Source organism: Streptomyces sp. NPDC005496, assembly GCF_042872045.1.
Taxonomy (GTDB): Bacteria; Actinomycetota; Actinomycetes; order Streptomycetales; family Streptomycetaceae; genus Streptomyces.
In genome coordinates, this window is record NZ_JBIAJQ010000017.1 from 29,934 (window position 1) to 42,560 (window position 12,627).

14 protein-coding genes are annotated in these 12,627 nt (G+C 74.1%); 4 read left to right on the top strand and 10 right to left on the bottom strand.

Translation table 11 applies throughout. From position 1 onward, the window contains the following. Positions 1–7: 7 nt before the first annotated feature. The 3 genes from ACFYQQ_RS37465 to ACFYQQ_RS37475 all read right to left on the bottom strand — a co-directional run bounded on the left by ACFYQQ_RS37465 (position 8) and on the right by ACFYQQ_RS37475 (position 1,949). On the bottom strand, positions 8–634 hold the full coding sequence (locus ACFYQQ_RS37465; protein ID WP_355794353.1) for a YigZ family protein: 627 nt from the start codon (positions 632–634) through the stop codon (positions 8–10). Between the two features lie 68 nt (positions 635–702). Next, the gene (locus ACFYQQ_RS37470) at positions 703–1,257 is read right to left on the bottom strand and encodes a histidine phosphatase family protein (protein WP_356171226.1); all 555 of its coding nucleotides are present in this window, start codon (positions 1,255–1,257) and stop codon (positions 703–705) included. Next, positions 1,254–1,949 carry a hypothetical protein gene (locus tag ACFYQQ_RS37475; protein WP_355794141.1) on the bottom strand — a complete coding sequence of 232 codons (696 nt, stop codon included), beginning with the start codon at positions 1,947–1,949 and terminating at the stop codon, positions 1,254–1,256. The genes ACFYQQ_RS37470 and ACFYQQ_RS37475 overlap by 4 nt, the downstream gene beginning before the upstream one ends. 154 nt (positions 1,950–2,103) lie before the next feature. Here ACFYQQ_RS37475 and ACFYQQ_RS37480 point away from each other — a divergent pair, with 154 nt between their 5' ends. Continuing rightward, on the top strand, positions 2,104–2,511 hold the full coding sequence (locus tag ACFYQQ_RS37480) for a CoA-binding protein (protein WP_355794142.1): 408 nt from the start codon (positions 2,104–2,106) through the stop codon (positions 2,509–2,511). Positions 2,512–2,702: 191 nt separating this feature from the next. Here ACFYQQ_RS37480 and ACFYQQ_RS37485 read toward each other — a convergent pair whose 3' ends face one another. Both ACFYQQ_RS37485 and ACFYQQ_RS37490 read right to left on the bottom strand, forming a co-directional pair. After that, positions 2,703–3,254, bottom strand: a complete 552-nt coding sequence (locus ACFYQQ_RS37485) for a DinB family protein (protein WP_355794143.1) — start codon at positions 3,252–3,254, stop codon at positions 2,703–2,705. A gap of 48 nt (positions 3,255–3,302) precedes the next feature. Beyond that, positions 3,303–3,959, bottom strand: coding sequence for a TetR/AcrR family transcriptional regulator (locus ACFYQQ_RS37490; RefSeq protein ID WP_356171233.1), 657 nt, complete (start codon positions 3,957–3,959; stop codon positions 3,303–3,305). A gap of 156 nt (positions 3,960–4,115) precedes the next feature. Here ACFYQQ_RS37490 and ACFYQQ_RS37495 point away from each other — a divergent pair, with 156 nt between their 5' ends. Then, positions 4,116–4,676, top strand: coding sequence for an NAD(P)H-dependent oxidoreductase (locus ACFYQQ_RS37495; RefSeq protein WP_355786526.1), 561 nt, complete (start codon positions 4,116–4,118; stop codon positions 4,674–4,676). Between the two features lie 117 nt (positions 4,677–4,793). Here ACFYQQ_RS37495 and ACFYQQ_RS37500 read toward each other — a convergent pair whose 3' ends face one another. Beyond that, positions 4,794–5,351: a YbaK/EbsC family protein gene (locus ACFYQQ_RS37500; protein ID WP_355786528.1), complete on the bottom strand. Its 558-nt coding sequence runs from the start codon at positions 5,349–5,351 to the stop codon at positions 4,794–4,796. 43 nt (positions 5,352–5,394) lie between these two features. After that, a complete protein-coding gene (locus tag ACFYQQ_RS37505; RefSeq protein WP_355786530.1) occupies positions 5,395–5,967 on the bottom strand; it encodes an XRE family transcriptional regulator in 573 nt (190 codons plus the stop codon). Positions 5,968–6,060: 93 nt separating this feature from the next. On the opposite strand from ACFYQQ_RS37505, the gene ACFYQQ_RS37510 reads away from it, so the two are divergent. Further along, positions 6,061–6,927 (top strand): DMT family transporter, encoded by an 867-nt coding sequence (locus ACFYQQ_RS37510; protein ID WP_355786533.1) that lies wholly within the window; start codon positions 6,061–6,063, stop codon positions 6,925–6,927. Positions 6,928–7,020: 93 nt separating this feature from the next. On the opposite strand, the gene ACFYQQ_RS37515 is transcribed toward ACFYQQ_RS37510, so the two are convergent. Then, positions 7,021–7,839 carry an acyltransferase gene (locus ACFYQQ_RS37515; RefSeq protein WP_355786536.1) on the bottom strand — a complete coding sequence of 273 codons (819 nt, stop codon included), beginning with the start codon at positions 7,837–7,839 and terminating at the stop codon, positions 7,021–7,023. A 149-nt stretch (positions 7,840–7,988) separates the two neighbouring features. Between ACFYQQ_RS37515 and ACFYQQ_RS37520 the strand changes: the two genes are divergently transcribed. After that, positions 7,989–8,522 (top strand): gamma carbonic anhydrase family protein, encoded by a 534-nt coding sequence (locus ACFYQQ_RS37520; protein ID WP_355786539.1) that lies wholly within the window; start codon positions 7,989–7,991, stop codon positions 8,520–8,522. 15 nt (positions 8,523–8,537) lie between these two features. Here ACFYQQ_RS37520 and ACFYQQ_RS37525 read toward each other — a convergent pair whose 3' ends face one another. Next, entirely contained in the window at positions 8,538–9,224 is a 687-nt protein-coding gene (locus tag ACFYQQ_RS37525) for a DedA family protein (RefSeq protein ID WP_355786542.1), read from the bottom strand. A 278-nt stretch (positions 9,225–9,502) separates the two neighbouring features. Further along, complete coding sequence (locus ACFYQQ_RS37530; RefSeq protein ID WP_356171247.1) at positions 9,503–11,980, bottom strand: glycoside hydrolase family 3 C-terminal domain-containing protein; 2,478 nt, start codon at positions 11,978–11,980, stop codon at positions 9,503–9,505. Positions 11,981–12,627: the final 647 nt, after the last annotated feature.

Below are 12,627 nucleotides of genomic sequence, written 5' to 3' on the forward strand. Positions count from 1 at the left end.
CGGCCCGTTATGCGTCCCCATATGCCTCTCCGCCCAGTTCGAACCCAGCTGTCCCCGCTGTGACGTCGGCCAGCCAGGACCGGAACGCGTCCACGTCGGCGTCCGGCAGCCCGATCCCGATGGTGACCGCCTCGCCGTAGCTCACCTCGCGCACGGCGCGTCCGGTGGACCGCAGCTCGTTCTCCAGCTTGCCCGCGCGCTGGTGGTCCACGGTCACGGTCGCCAGCCGGAACCGTCTGCGGGTGAGCGTGCCGACCGCGTCCAGCGCCTCGCCGACAGCGCCTCCGTAGGCCCTGATGAGTCCGCCGGCGCCGAGTTTGACGCCTCCGTAGTAGCGGGTCACGACCGCGACGACGTACCGCATGTCGCGGCGCAGCAGCATCTGGAGCATGGGGACGCCCGCGGTCCCGCCCGGTTCGCCGTCGTCGCTCGCCTTCTGCACGGCGGCGTCGGCTCCGATGACGTAGGCGTAGCAGTTGTGCGTGGCGTCCGCGTGCTGTCTGCGGACGCCGGCGACGAAGTCCTGGGCCTCCTGCTCGGTGGCGGCGGGAGCGAGCGCGCAGAGGAAGCGCGAGCGGTTGATCTCGGTCTCGTGCACGCCCGCGCGGGCCACTGTGCGGTACTCGTCCTGCATTCCGCCAGCGTATGCGGTGCCCCTGTCGGCGGATCACCGCGTCCGGGACCGCCGGCGCCGGGCGGCGGTCAGGGCGTGTCGTCCGGTCGCCTGCCGCGCGGGACCGTCACGTCCGTCAGGAGTGCGGCGCCGGGCGCGAGGTCCCGCCAGGCGTTGCCGTGCCAGGCGAGGATCGCCACGGCCGAGGTCGGGAACTTGGTCCGTACGTGCTCCAGCGTGTCGTCGAGTCCGTCCCCGGCGAGGGCGAGCACCAGCTCCGCGAGCCCGGGGTTGTGCCCGACGAGCAGCAGTGTCCGCACCGGGTCCGCGACCTCGCGCACGGCCTCCAGCAGGTGCGCGGCGCCGGCCCCGTACAGCCGCGGGTCGAGCCGCACGGGCGGGGGTGTGCCCCACTGCGCCGCGACGAGGTCCCAGGTCTGGCGGGCGCGTACGGCGGTGGAGCAGAGCACGAGGTCGGGGAGGCAGTCCGCCGCGGCGAGCGAGCGTCCCGCGGCCGGGGCGTCGCGGCGGCCGCGCGGGGCGAGCGGCCGTTCGTGGTCGGGTACGCCGTCGGGCCAGGCGGACTTGGCGTGCCGCAGCACGACGAGTCTGCGCAACGGTCCCGCGCCCGTGCGCGCGATCATCCCGAGGTCCCGATGTCCCGGGTGAGTTCGAGTCCGAGGAGCCGGTCCGCGTAGGCGTACGTCTCGAAGCGGGCGCCGTCCGGGATGTCCTCGGCGTTCTCCACGCCGTGCAGCACCCGCAGCACGGCGGGCACGTCAAGGTCGTCCTCCCAGGCGGCGCGCAGCTGCTGCTTCACGTGCTCGGGAACGGGCTTGGAGGGCCGGGTGGCCCAGTTCGCGACGGCCTTGCGCCACCGGGCCAGCTGCTCCCCGGCCCGGGCCACCGTCTCGTCGTCGAGGTCGGCGCGCTCCCGGCGGGGCCGGGCGAGGAGGGCGAGCCGCAGCACCCCGGGTTCGGCGGTGCCGTTCGCCGGGGCGACCTCGACGCGGATGCCGTCCGCGGGGACCGGGTCCTCGTCGGCCGTGTCCGTCCCGACGACGTGCACGGTCTGGCCGCCGGGCGCGGTGCGGCCCTCGGGCGGCCTGATGCCGAGTTCGAGGGCGAGGGCGCGGAGTCCGGGAGGTGGATCGGCGACCGTGACGACGGGGGTTTTCCCGATCTCCAGGGCCCGGGCCAGCACGTCGGCCACCAGCAGGACGCGCAGGGCCGAGGTGTCGTCCCGCGACACGTGCGCCTCGACGCGGGTCAGGCCCCGGGGGGCGGCGACGGCGTCCGTGGGCTCGCCCGTTCGGGCATCGGTGATTCGCAGCACGGGGTGAGCGTAGGCGGGGGACGGCCCGCGCGCAGGGCGGTGGGCGCCATTTTGGACAGGCCGCGCGCGGGGTGCGGCTCGGCCGGGGAATCATCGGGTGCCCCGGACCGTTTCCCGGCTGAACGTTCTTCTCTGGGACTCTAGGAGGCCGACCGTGTACGGCGACCCGGCAACGATCCGCAAGATCCTCACGGAGCTCGGCGACACGTGGGCGATCGTGGGCCTGTCGCCGAACCGGCAGCGGGCGGCGTACGGCGTCGCGGCGGTGCTCCAGCGCTACGGCAAGCGGATCGTCCCCGTCCACCCCAAGGCCGAGACGGTCCACGGCGAGCAGGGTTACGCCTCCCTGTCGGACATCCCCTTCAAGGTCGACGTGGTGGACGTGTTCGTCAACAGCGACCTCGCGGGACCCGTCGCCGACGAGGCGGTGGCGATCGGCGCCGACGCCGTCTGGTTCCAGCTCGGTGTCGTCGACGAGGCGGCCTACGAGCGCACCCGCGCGGCCGGCCGGGACATGGTCATGGACCGCTGCCCGGCGATCGAGATCGGCACCCTGGGCTAGCGGACCCGGTGTCCGGGGCGGACGGCGGCGCTCGCCACGGGCAGGCGGGAGCCGTGAGACCCCGAGCGCCGCCCGCTCCTCGTCCCAGCGCCGGTGACGCCCGACCTCGCGAACGCCGGGACTCCGACCGGTGCCCGTTACGCCGACTCCGCTTGCCGCCGCCGGTGGAAGCCGTCTCCCTCCCGCGCCGCTCAGAGCCCGATCGCCCCGTCGATCCGCTCGCGGAGCAGGTCGGCGTGGCCGTTGTGACGGGCGTACTCCTCGATCATGTGGACGAGGACCCAGCGCAGGGACACCGTGCCGCGCCAGGAGTCGACGCCCTCGATGTCGAGGTGGGGCGCGTCCGTCACGAAGTCCTCGGCGAACGCCACTTCGGCGCGCCACGCCTCCCATGCCTCCGCCGCCACGGCCGGACCGGGCACCGCTCCGCCGAAGTCGCCGTCGGGATCGGCCCGCGAGGAGAAGCGGGCCGGAGCGTCCTGCCCGGCGAGCACGGACCGGAACCAGCGGCGCTCGACGTCGGCGAGATGGCGCACGAGTCCGAGCAGCGACAGCGTCGAGGGCGGCACGGAACGCCGGCACAACTCGTCGCCCAGTCCGGCGCACTTGAGTTCCAGCGTCGTGCGCTGTGCGGCGAGGAAGCCGATGAGCAGGCGCCGTTCGTCCCCGGTCGCCGGGCCGGTGTGCCGCGGGTCGGGGCCGGCGCCGGTGAACAGGTCGCCTCTTCTGCTGGGAGTCGTCATGGGTCCATCATCAACTCCCTTACGCACGGCCGGAGTACGGCCGCCGTCTCACCCCCGCGCCGTGTAGCGGTCCACCAGGTCGTACCAGCCCGCCTCGACGCGCTCCAGCGAGACGCCCCGCCGGGTGAGCAGGTGGTGGACGAGGGTCGGGTCGAGATAGGCGAGCAGGGTGTGCGCGACGAGTTCGACGTCGCCGCCCACCCGCGCCTGCCGCAGGAGCAGGGAGACGTGGGTCAGCCGCAGGCCGTACGCGGGCGAGGTGTGGCGGCGTCCCGCTTCCGCGTGGGCGGCCAGATAGAGGTCGCGGTGGGCCTGCTCGTGGCGGATGACGGCCGCCCCGAACGACCGCAGGCGCTCCAGGGCGGGGGCGTCCGGGCCCAGCGGCGGCGGGCCGGTGAGGAAGGCGGCCTGGACCTGCCGCTCGTAGTGGTCCAGGAGCGCCATGAGCAGTCCGGTGCGGTCGCCGAACCGCCGGAAGACGGTGCCCTTGCCGACCTGCGCGGCCAGCGCGACGGCCTCCATCGTCAGATTGGCGGCGCCGCGTTCGGACGCCAGCCGGGCCGCGACCTCCAGCAGCCGCGAGCGGTTGCGGGCGGCGTCGGCCCGCAGCTGGGGCGGCTCGTCGACGGCGGTCAGGGTGAGCTCCAGCAGCCCGGCCTGGGCATCGTTCGCGGTCGGGGGCGGGGGCGGCGGGAGCGAGGTCATGGCACCAGCGTAGCGCTCACCAGGGAAAGTGGACCCTGGTCCGTTTCAGTGATAGAAATCGTACCGGACCCCGGTCCGCTTAGTCGCGGAGCGTGGGGCCGGTGCGGGCCCTCCCCGCCGCACGCCGCCTTGACCCGCTCTCTGAGGAGTTTCGCCATGTCCGTCCGCATCCTGGCGCTCGTCGGCAGCCTTCGCGCCGGTTCGCACAACCGCCAGCTCGCCGAGGCCGCCGTCAAGCACGCCCCCGAGGGCGTCGAGATCGAGCTGTTCGAGGGGCTGGCCGAGGTGCCCTTCTACAACGAGGACATCGACGTCGAGGGCGACGTGCCGGCCGCCGCCGCCCGGCTGCGCGCCGCCGCCGGCCAGGCCGACGGCTTCCTGCTCTTCTCCCCCGAGTACAACGGCACCATGCCGGCCGTGCTGAAGAACGCGATCGACTGGCTGTCCCGCCCGTACGGCGCCGGTGCGCTCGGCGGCAAGCCGGTCGCCGTGGTCGGCACCGCGTTCGGCCAGTTCGGCGGCGTCTGGGCGCAGGACGAGGCCCGCAAGGCCGCGGGCATCGCCGGCGGCACCGTGCTGGAGGACGTCAAGCTGTCCATCCCCGGCTCCGTGACCCGCTTCGCCGAGACGCACCCGGCGGACGACGACGAGGTCGTGACGGGCCTGACCGAGGTCCTCCGGCAGCTGACCTCGCAGGCCGCCCCCGCCGCCGCCTGACAAGCGCGGCCCGCCGGACGCCCGGCACCGGAACGACACAGGGGTACGGCACAAGTGCCGTACCCCTGGCGTGCGTTCGAGGCCCGGCGCGGGCAACCCCCGCTTCCGGCGCGGGAATCAGGCGACGCCCAGCCCCTCCAGCACCACGGCGTTGGGCAGTTCGGCGAACGCCTTCCCCGGCACCAGCAGCTTCCCGCGCCGCCGCCCGCTTCCGACCAGGACGTACGGCAGGTCGACGACCGCCGAGTCCACCAGCACCGGCCAGTCGTCCGGCAGCCCGAGGGGCGTGATGCCGCCGTACTCCATCCCCGTCTCCCCGGTCGCGGTGTCCATCGGGGCGAACGAGGCCTTGCGTGCGCCGAGTTGGCGCCGCACCGCGCCGTTGACGTCGACGCGGGTGGCGGAGAGTGCGACGCAGGCGGCCAGTGTGGTCTCGCCGCCGCGCCTGCCCGCGACGACCACGCAGTTGGCGGACCGGTCGAGCAGGTCCTTGCCGTAGTGCTCGACGAAGACGGCGGTGTCCGCCCACTCCGGCTCGGTGTCGACGTACAGGATCTGGTCGGCGGGCACACTGCCGCTCCAGCGGCGTACGGCGTCGGCGACCGGGGCCGTGAGCACGTCGAGGCAGTCCGGTACGGGCGTGGCGGTGTCGAAGTCTCCGATGGGTGCGCGCATGCCGGCACGCTAACAGCCGGGCGGGCGGAGCCGGCCGGGGGTCTCAGTGCACGGGCGGCACCGACACGGCCATGATCATCTCGAGTGGCTCGTCACCCTGGTTGCCGTACGTGTGGGGGACGTTGGCCTCGAAGGAGACGCTGGCGCCGGTGGGGACGCGATGGGCGACCCCGTCGAGCGTGAGCGTCAGCTCCCCCGCGGTGACGTGGATCAGCTCGACCGTGCCGCCGGGATGCGGGTCGGAGTCACTGCCCTCGCCCGGCATCAGCCGCCAGTCCCACATCTCCAGCGGGCCGGGGGCCTCGGTGCCCGCGAGCAGCCGGTTGAAGCTGCCCGCGTCGGTGTGCCACAGCCGCACCGCCTGCTCGGCCGGGACGATACGGACCTTGGGCCCCTGCTCGTAGTCGAGCAGGGTCGTGATGCTGACCCCCAGGGCGTCACCGATCTTGACGACCGTGCCGATGCTCGGGTTGGTCCTGGCCTGCTCGATCTGGATGAGCATGCCGCGGCTGACCCCGGCCCGGGCGGCGAGCGCCTCCAGAGTGAAGCCCCGCTCGGTGCGCCAGCGCTTGACGTTGCGCGCCAGGGACTGGTTCAGCAGGTCGAGGTCCGACACATTCCGTCCAATATTCTGGATGACAGAGTTCATTGTGCTGCACTACGGTGTGGTGCACCGGATTGTTCACTGCACTGTACTGCGAGGCGACCCATGACAGCACTCTTCGCCCTGGCCACCAGTCTCCTGTGGGGCCTGGCCGACTTCGGTGGCGGACTGCTGACCCGGCGCCTGCCCGCGCTGACCGTCGTCGTGGTCTCGCAGACCATCGCGGCGGGAGTCCTCGGCGCGATCGTGGTGGCGACGGGCGGGTGGCGGGAGGCGGGGCCGCAGCTGTGGTTCGCGGTGGCCGCCGGACTGGTCGGGCCGGTCGCGATGCTCGCGTTCTACAAGGCCCTGGCGCTCGGTCCGATGGGCGTCGTCTCACCGCTGGGCTCCCTGGGCGTCGCCGTGCCGGTCGGGGTGGGCCTGGTGCTGGGCGAGCGCCCGGGCATCCTTCAGTTCGCGGGCATCGCGGTCGCCGTCGCCGGGGTCGTGCTGGCCGGCGGCCCGCAGTTCAGGGGCGCCGCCGTACAGCGCCAGGCGGTGCTGCTGACCCTGCTCGCCGCGTTCGGTTTCGGCGGGGTGATGTCGCTGATCGCCGAGGCGTCCTCGACTCTCACCGGCCTCTTCCTCGCCCTGTTCGTGCAGCGCGTCACCAACGTGGCGGCGGGCGGCGCGGCCCTCTGGGTCTCCGTCCGGCGGGGCGCCAGGGCGCTCCCCGAGGACGGCGGGGCGGCCGTCGTCCGCGGTGCGCTGCCCGCCCTGGCCTTCGTCGGGCTCGCCGACGTCGCGGCCAACGGCACGTACGCGACCGCGGCCCAGCTCGGTCCGGTCACCGTGGCCGCGGTGCTCGCCTCGCTCTACCCCGTGGTCACGGCCCTCGCGGCCCGCGGCATCCTCAGCGAACGTCTCCGCGGGATCCAGGCGGCCGGCGCGGGCCTAGCCCTGATCGGCACGGTCCTGCTGGCCACCGGCTGACCGGCGCACGGGCGCACAGGACGCCCCCGGCAAGGGCGACCGGCGACCGGGTACGTTCACGCGCGGAAAGCGGGACAACGGGAACGCCGGGCGTCAGGACTCCGCCCGCACGTCCTCGGTCTCCGCGCCCGGCTCCGTGAGGCGGGCCATCGTCTCCGCGTCCAGGTCCGTCAGGCGGCTGATCTGCTCCGCGTCGAGGTCCGAGAGCGCGAGCAGCTGCTGCGGCGTCACCCCGTCCGGGATCGGCACCGGCGCCGGCGTGCGCAGCGGCGGCTGCCAGCCGAGCCGCGCGTCCCAGCGTCGTACGACCCTCGCCGGGGCCCCGGCCACGACCGCGTGGTCGGGAACCGTCCCGCGCACCACCGCCCCCGCGGCGACCACCACGTTGCGGCCGATCCGCGCCCCCGGCAGGATCACGGCCCCCGTCCCTATCCAGCACCCGGGCCCGATGGACACCGGGTCCATCCGCGGCCACTGCTTCCCGATGGGCTCGTGCGGATCGTCGTACGAGTGGTTCGTGGAGGTCACGTACACGTACGGCCCGAAATAGCAGTCGCTGCCGATGGTGACCGTCGTGTCCGCGATGACGTGGCTGCCCCGGCCGAGGACGACGCCGTCCCCGATGCGCAGGATCGGGTCGGGACCGAGGTCGAGGTCGGGCATCAGACCGGCGGTCAGCGTGACCTGCTCGGCGATGATGCAGTGCGCGCCGACATGGATCCAGGGCTCGCCGAAGACGGTGCCCAGCGGGAAGGCGAGACGCGTGCCGGTTCCCATCGCGCCGAACCGGAACCGCCCCGGCTGCGCCGCCGTGACCGCCCCGGTGCGCTGCACCCAGGCCCAGCCCGCGTGGACGGCGCGCTGCGCGAGGCGGCGCCGCCATGATGAGAACGTGTTCTTGCTCGTGGGCACCCGCTCACCGTACTCAGCGTGCCGTGCGGGCACCCGGCCGTTCACCTGTGATCTTCGCCCCACCCGGCCGCCCCGGCCCCGCGTCCATCGCCTACGGTGCCGTTGACGAGGGCCCATCGAGGAACCCATCGAGGAACAAGGAGAGTGCGATGACGCACCAGGCGCTGATCGCGGGCGTGGGCGGCAAGGAACCCCAGGTCGACCCGGGGGCGTTCACGGCCCCCACGTCCGTGGTGCTCGGCGAGGTGACGCTGAGCGCGGGCGCGAGCCTCTGGTACGGCGCCGTGCTGCGCGGCGACGGCGGCCCGATCGTCGTCGGTGCCGACAGCAACATCCAGGACAACTGCACGCTCCACGTCGACCCGGGCTTCCCCGTGACCATCGGCGAGCGCGTGTCGGTCGGGCACAACGCCGTGGTGCACGGAGCCACCGTCGAGGACGACTGCCTGATCGGGATGGGCGCCACGGTGCTGAACGGGGCCGTGATCGGGGCCGGTTCGCTGGTGGCGGCGCAGGCGCTGGTGCCGCAGGGGATGCGGGTGCCGCCGGGGTCGCTCGTCGCGGGCGTGCCCGCCAAGGTCAAGCGGGAGCTGACGGCCGAGGAGCGCGAGGGCATCGCGCTGAACGGCGCCTTCTACGTGGAGCTGGCCAGGACGCACCGGGCCGCGCACGAGGAGAGGTGAGCTCGGACCGTCCGGTCAGTCGGCGGCGGGGGCCGGGACGGGCTCCGGCTCGATGGCGGCGGCCCCGGCCGCCGGCGCCTTGTCCGCCTCGGCGTGGGCGGCCGCCTGCTTCGTCTTGCGCCGGACGATCAGCAGCGAGGTGGCCCCGATGAGCAGCGCCACCACGAGCCCCAGCCAGGAGAAGCGCTTGAGCCAGGACTCGGCGACGACGCCGACGTAGTAGATGACCGCGGTCGTGCCGCCCGCCCAGAGGATCCCGCCGAGCACGTTGGCGATGAGGAACTTCCAGTACGGCATCCGCAGCACGCCCGCGAGCGGGCCCGCGAAAATGCGGAGCAGGGCGACGAAGCGGCCGAAGAAGACCGCCCACATCCCCCACTTCTCGAAGGACCGCTCGGCGGTGGCGATGTGCCCCTCGCTGAAGTGCTTGGGAAACTTCCTGCCCAGCCAGGCGAGCAGCGGGCGTCCGCCCTTGCGGCCGATCGCGTAGCCGATGGAGTCACCGACGATCGCGCCCACGCTGGCGCAGACGCCGAGGACGACCGGGTTGATGCCGGCGTGCTGGGAGGAGAGCAGCGCCGCGGAGACCAGGATGATCTCGCCGGGCAGCGGGATACCCAGGCTCTCCAGTCCGATGACCAGTCCCACGAGCGCGTAGATGCTGACCGCGGGCACCGTCTCGAGCCATTCCTGGACGTGCAACGCCGGTTCCTCCCGTATCGCTGTGCAAGGCCCGGGCCCACCGCTGTGCGGGGTCGCCCGGCGCGCACCCTCCCCCTGGGCGCCCGCCGGGCAGCCTACCCGCTCGGCCCCCGGAGGCGGAGTCCCGGAGGGCGCCCCGGTGTTCCCGCCGCCCGGAGCCGTTCAGGGTGCCACCGCCCGCGGATGGTCCCCGTGTGGCTGGGCGGCTGGTACGGGGGCCACAACTCGCCGCCCGTGCACAGCGGTTGCCGTGGGCGTGGTGAGGACCGCGCGAGGTATCAGCTCGTCACCTCCGCGGTCGTACGCAGCCGCAGGGCGCGCGAGGACGAACCCGCCCATACCGTGCGGCGGCCGGTGCCGAGGACCCAGCCGTGGCGCTTCGCGTCCCACGAGGAGAGGGTGCGCCGTGTCACCGTCACGCCGACCCGGTGCCGCTCCCCCGCGCGCAGGGTGAGGCGCCGGTAGCCGCCGAGGATCCGGACGGCCTGGTCGAGCCGCAGGTCGGGCGAGCGTCCGACGTAGACCTGCGCCACCTCGACGCCGTCGCGCCGCCCGGTGTTGCGCACCGTGAACGTCACCTCCAGGCCGCGCCGGCTCTCCCGTACCCGCAGGTCCTCGTAGGCGAAGGAGGTGTACGACAGTCCGTGCCCGAAGGGGAAGAGCGGGCGCACGCCCTGCGCGTCGTACCACCGGTGGCCGGCGTGGACGCCCTCCGAGTACTCCTCGACGCCGTCGCCGCCCGGGTAGCGGAGCGGGTCGCCGGCGACCGGGTGGTGGGCGTCGTCGGCCGGGAAGGTCTGGGTGAGCCGCCCGCCCGGGTCGCAGTCGCCGAACAGGACGGCGGCCGTGGCGGCGGCACCCTCCTGACCGGGGTAGTACATCTGGAGCACGGCGGCCGTCCGAGGCAGCCAGGGCATCGCCGTCGACGACGAGGTGTTGAGGACGACCGTGGTGCGGGGGTTCGCCGCGGTCACCGCCTCGATTAGCTCCGCCTGGTGACCGGGCAGGGCGAGCGTGGTGCGGTCCTGGCCCTCGGTCGCGTCCTCGTAGGCGAAGAGGACGACGCTCCGCGCGGCACGGGCGGTCCGTACCGCCTCGGCGACGTCCTGCGCCCGGGTCGCGCCGGTGACGCGCCGCAGCCGGAACACCTGGCCCCGCGCGCCGCCCTTCGCGGTGATCTCCACCTTGTGCGCGCCCGCGCCGAGCCGCAGCGTCCTGCGGCGCACGGACAGCCCGTCGGGCGCGGCGGTGACGAGGCCGCCCTGGAAGTACTCGGCGTATCCGGCCCGCACGGGGTAGAGGTCCTCGCCGTCGAGGCGGACCTGGGGCCGCTCACCGGAGTAGTGGACGACGAGCGTCCACTCGTCGGCGTCCGCGACGGTCAGCGTCCCCTCGTAGGTCCACGTCCGCCCGGCCGGGACCTCCTGACCCTCCGGGTCGACGGCGACGCTGAGAGCGCCGTCCGGCAGCGGCTTGCCGTAGAGGTCCTCGCCGAGCGCGTACGACACGTGGGCGCCGCGGCCCGCGCGGGCGCGGATGGCGTCCAGGGGGCTTTCGGCGCGGTCGGGGACGACGTGCGCGCTGCCTCCGCCGCTGACGAACGGGAACGCGCCGGTGGGGCCGACGACGGCGATGCTCCGGGCGGCGGCGCCGGCCAGGGGCAGCGCGCGGTCCTCGTTGCGCAGCAGGGTGGCCCCGGCCTTGGCGACCTCCAGGGCGACGGCCGCGCCCGCTGCCGGGTCCCGCTCCGGGCGGGGCGGGGCGCTGCCGTCGAGGAGCCCGAAGCGGTCCATCACGGTGAGGACGCGGCGTACGGCCCGGTCGACGTACCGCTCGGACACGCCGCCGTCCCGTACGGCCTTCTTCAGCGGCGCGCCGAAGTACGTGCCGTCCGGCATCTCCATGTCGAGGCCGGCGGTGATCGAGGCGACGGTGCTGTGGGCGGCGGACCAGTCGGTCATCACCCAGCCCTCGAAGCCCCACCGTTCGCGCAGGACGTCGGTGAGCAGCGGCCCGCTCTCGCAGGCGAAGGTGCCGTTGACCTTGTTGTAGGCACCCATGACGGCACCGACGCCGGCGTCTACGGCCGCCTCGAAGGCGCGCAGTTCGACCTCGTGCAGGGTCTGCTCGTCGATCCGCACGTCGACGGACATGCGGTCCTTCTCCTGGTTGTTCAGCGCGAAGTGCTTGACGGTCGCGACGAGTCCCTCGTCCTGGATGCCGCGGATCTCGGCGGCGACCAGGTCCGCCGCCGCCAGCGGGTCCTCGCCGAACGTCTCGAAGTTGCGGCCCCCGTACGGGGTCCGGACGAGGTTCACCATCGGCGACAGCAGCACGTCCTGGCCGAGCGCCCGGCCCTCGCGTCCGATGACCTGGCCGTAGCGCCGGGCGAGGTCCGGGTCGAAGGCGGCGGCGAGCAGGACGGGGGCGGGCAGCGCGGTGGCGTGGCGGGTGACGCGGACTCCGGCGGGGCCGTCGGCCAGCCGGAGCGGGGGGATGCCTAGGCGGGGGACCCCGGGGACGTAGCCGGCCTGCCCGAGCGGGTCGGGGTCGGTGGCGCCGTGCAGGAGGGAGATCTTCTCGTCGAGGGTGAGCCGGGCGATCAGGCCTTCGACACGCCGGTTCGCGGGCGCGTCGCCCCTTCGGGTGGCCGCGTGCGCTCCGGCCGCGGTGCCGGTTCCGGTGGCCGCCGCGGCGACCGCGACGGCGCTGCCCAGCAGCCGCAGGGCGGAACGCCGGGAAAGGGTGGGGGACATGGGCCGTCACTCCTTCTGTGCGCGGACACGTCGTCGTGGACCGCGTGCACACGTGCCGACGGCAGCCGTGTCCGGCCCTTGCACGCACTATGCGCCGACGCCCACTTGACAGCCCGTCAGACACCACGGGAGCGGCGCGAAAACTGTGACCGCCGGTGACTCGTGCCGGCGCAGCAGCGAAGGGCAGCGGGCAGGTGCCCCGGCAGGGCGCGGAATCAGGGGGTGACGGGCCGGCGGGACGGCCAGGTCAGCCGCAGGCCGGGCCTACGTCAGCACCGGGGTTCGTCAGCACCCGGGGACGTGCGCCATCCGCACGTCGGCGGACAGTCCGCACCGGGGTTCGTCACCAGGGGTTCGTCAGCACCGGGGGCGCGCGCCTTGCGCACGCCGAACGGAAGGTCCGCACCGGGGTTCGCCGGCCGGGGACGTGCGCGCCGGGGTCATGAGCACCCGGGACAGCAGAGCCGCGGAGTCGGCGGCGGAGGCGTACGACCGGGCCTTCGTCGCGGAGCCGACACCCGACACCCGACACCCGACACCCGACACCCGACAGCCGACAGCCGACAGCCGACAGCCGACAGCCGACAGCCGAGATTCGCACGCGCCGGGATGCCCCCCCCAGGGCGTCACAGGCGCGGCAGCGACCC

Coding starts and splice junctions, on each gene's coding strand:
- ACFYQQ_RS37490 (WP_356171233.1), bottom strand. CDS start 3,959: ATGACCTCGCTCCCGCCGCCCCCGCCCCCGACCGCGAACGATGCCCAG.
- ACFYQQ_RS37530 (WP_356171247.1), bottom strand. CDS start 11,980: ATGTCCCCCACCCTTTCCCGGCGTTCCGCCCTGCGGCTGCTGGGCAGC.
- ACFYQQ_RS37485 (WP_355794143.1), bottom strand. CDS start 3,254: ATGACGACTCCCAGCAGAAGAGGCGACCTGTTCACCGGCGCCGGCCCC.
- ACFYQQ_RS37470 (WP_356171226.1), bottom strand. CDS start 1,257: ATGATCGCGCGCACGGGCGCGGGACCGTTGCGCAGACTCGTCGTGCTG.
- ACFYQQ_RS37495 (WP_355786526.1), top strand. CDS start 4,116: ATGTCCGTCCGCATCCTGGCGCTCGTCGGCAGCCTTCGCGCCGGTTCG.
- ACFYQQ_RS37465 (WP_355794353.1), bottom strand. CDS start 634: ATGCAGGACGAGTACCGCACAGTGGCCCGCGCGGGCGTGCACGAGACC.
- ACFYQQ_RS37510 (WP_355786533.1), top strand. CDS start 6,061: ATGACAGCACTCTTCGCCCTGGCCACCAGTCTCCTGTGGGGCCTGGCC.
- ACFYQQ_RS37520 (WP_355786539.1), top strand. CDS start 7,989: ATGACGCACCAGGCGCTGATCGCGGGCGTGGGCGGCAAGGAACCCCAG.
- ACFYQQ_RS37500 (WP_355786528.1), bottom strand. CDS start 5,351: ATGCGCGCACCCATCGGAGACTTCGACACCGCCACGCCCGTACCGGAC.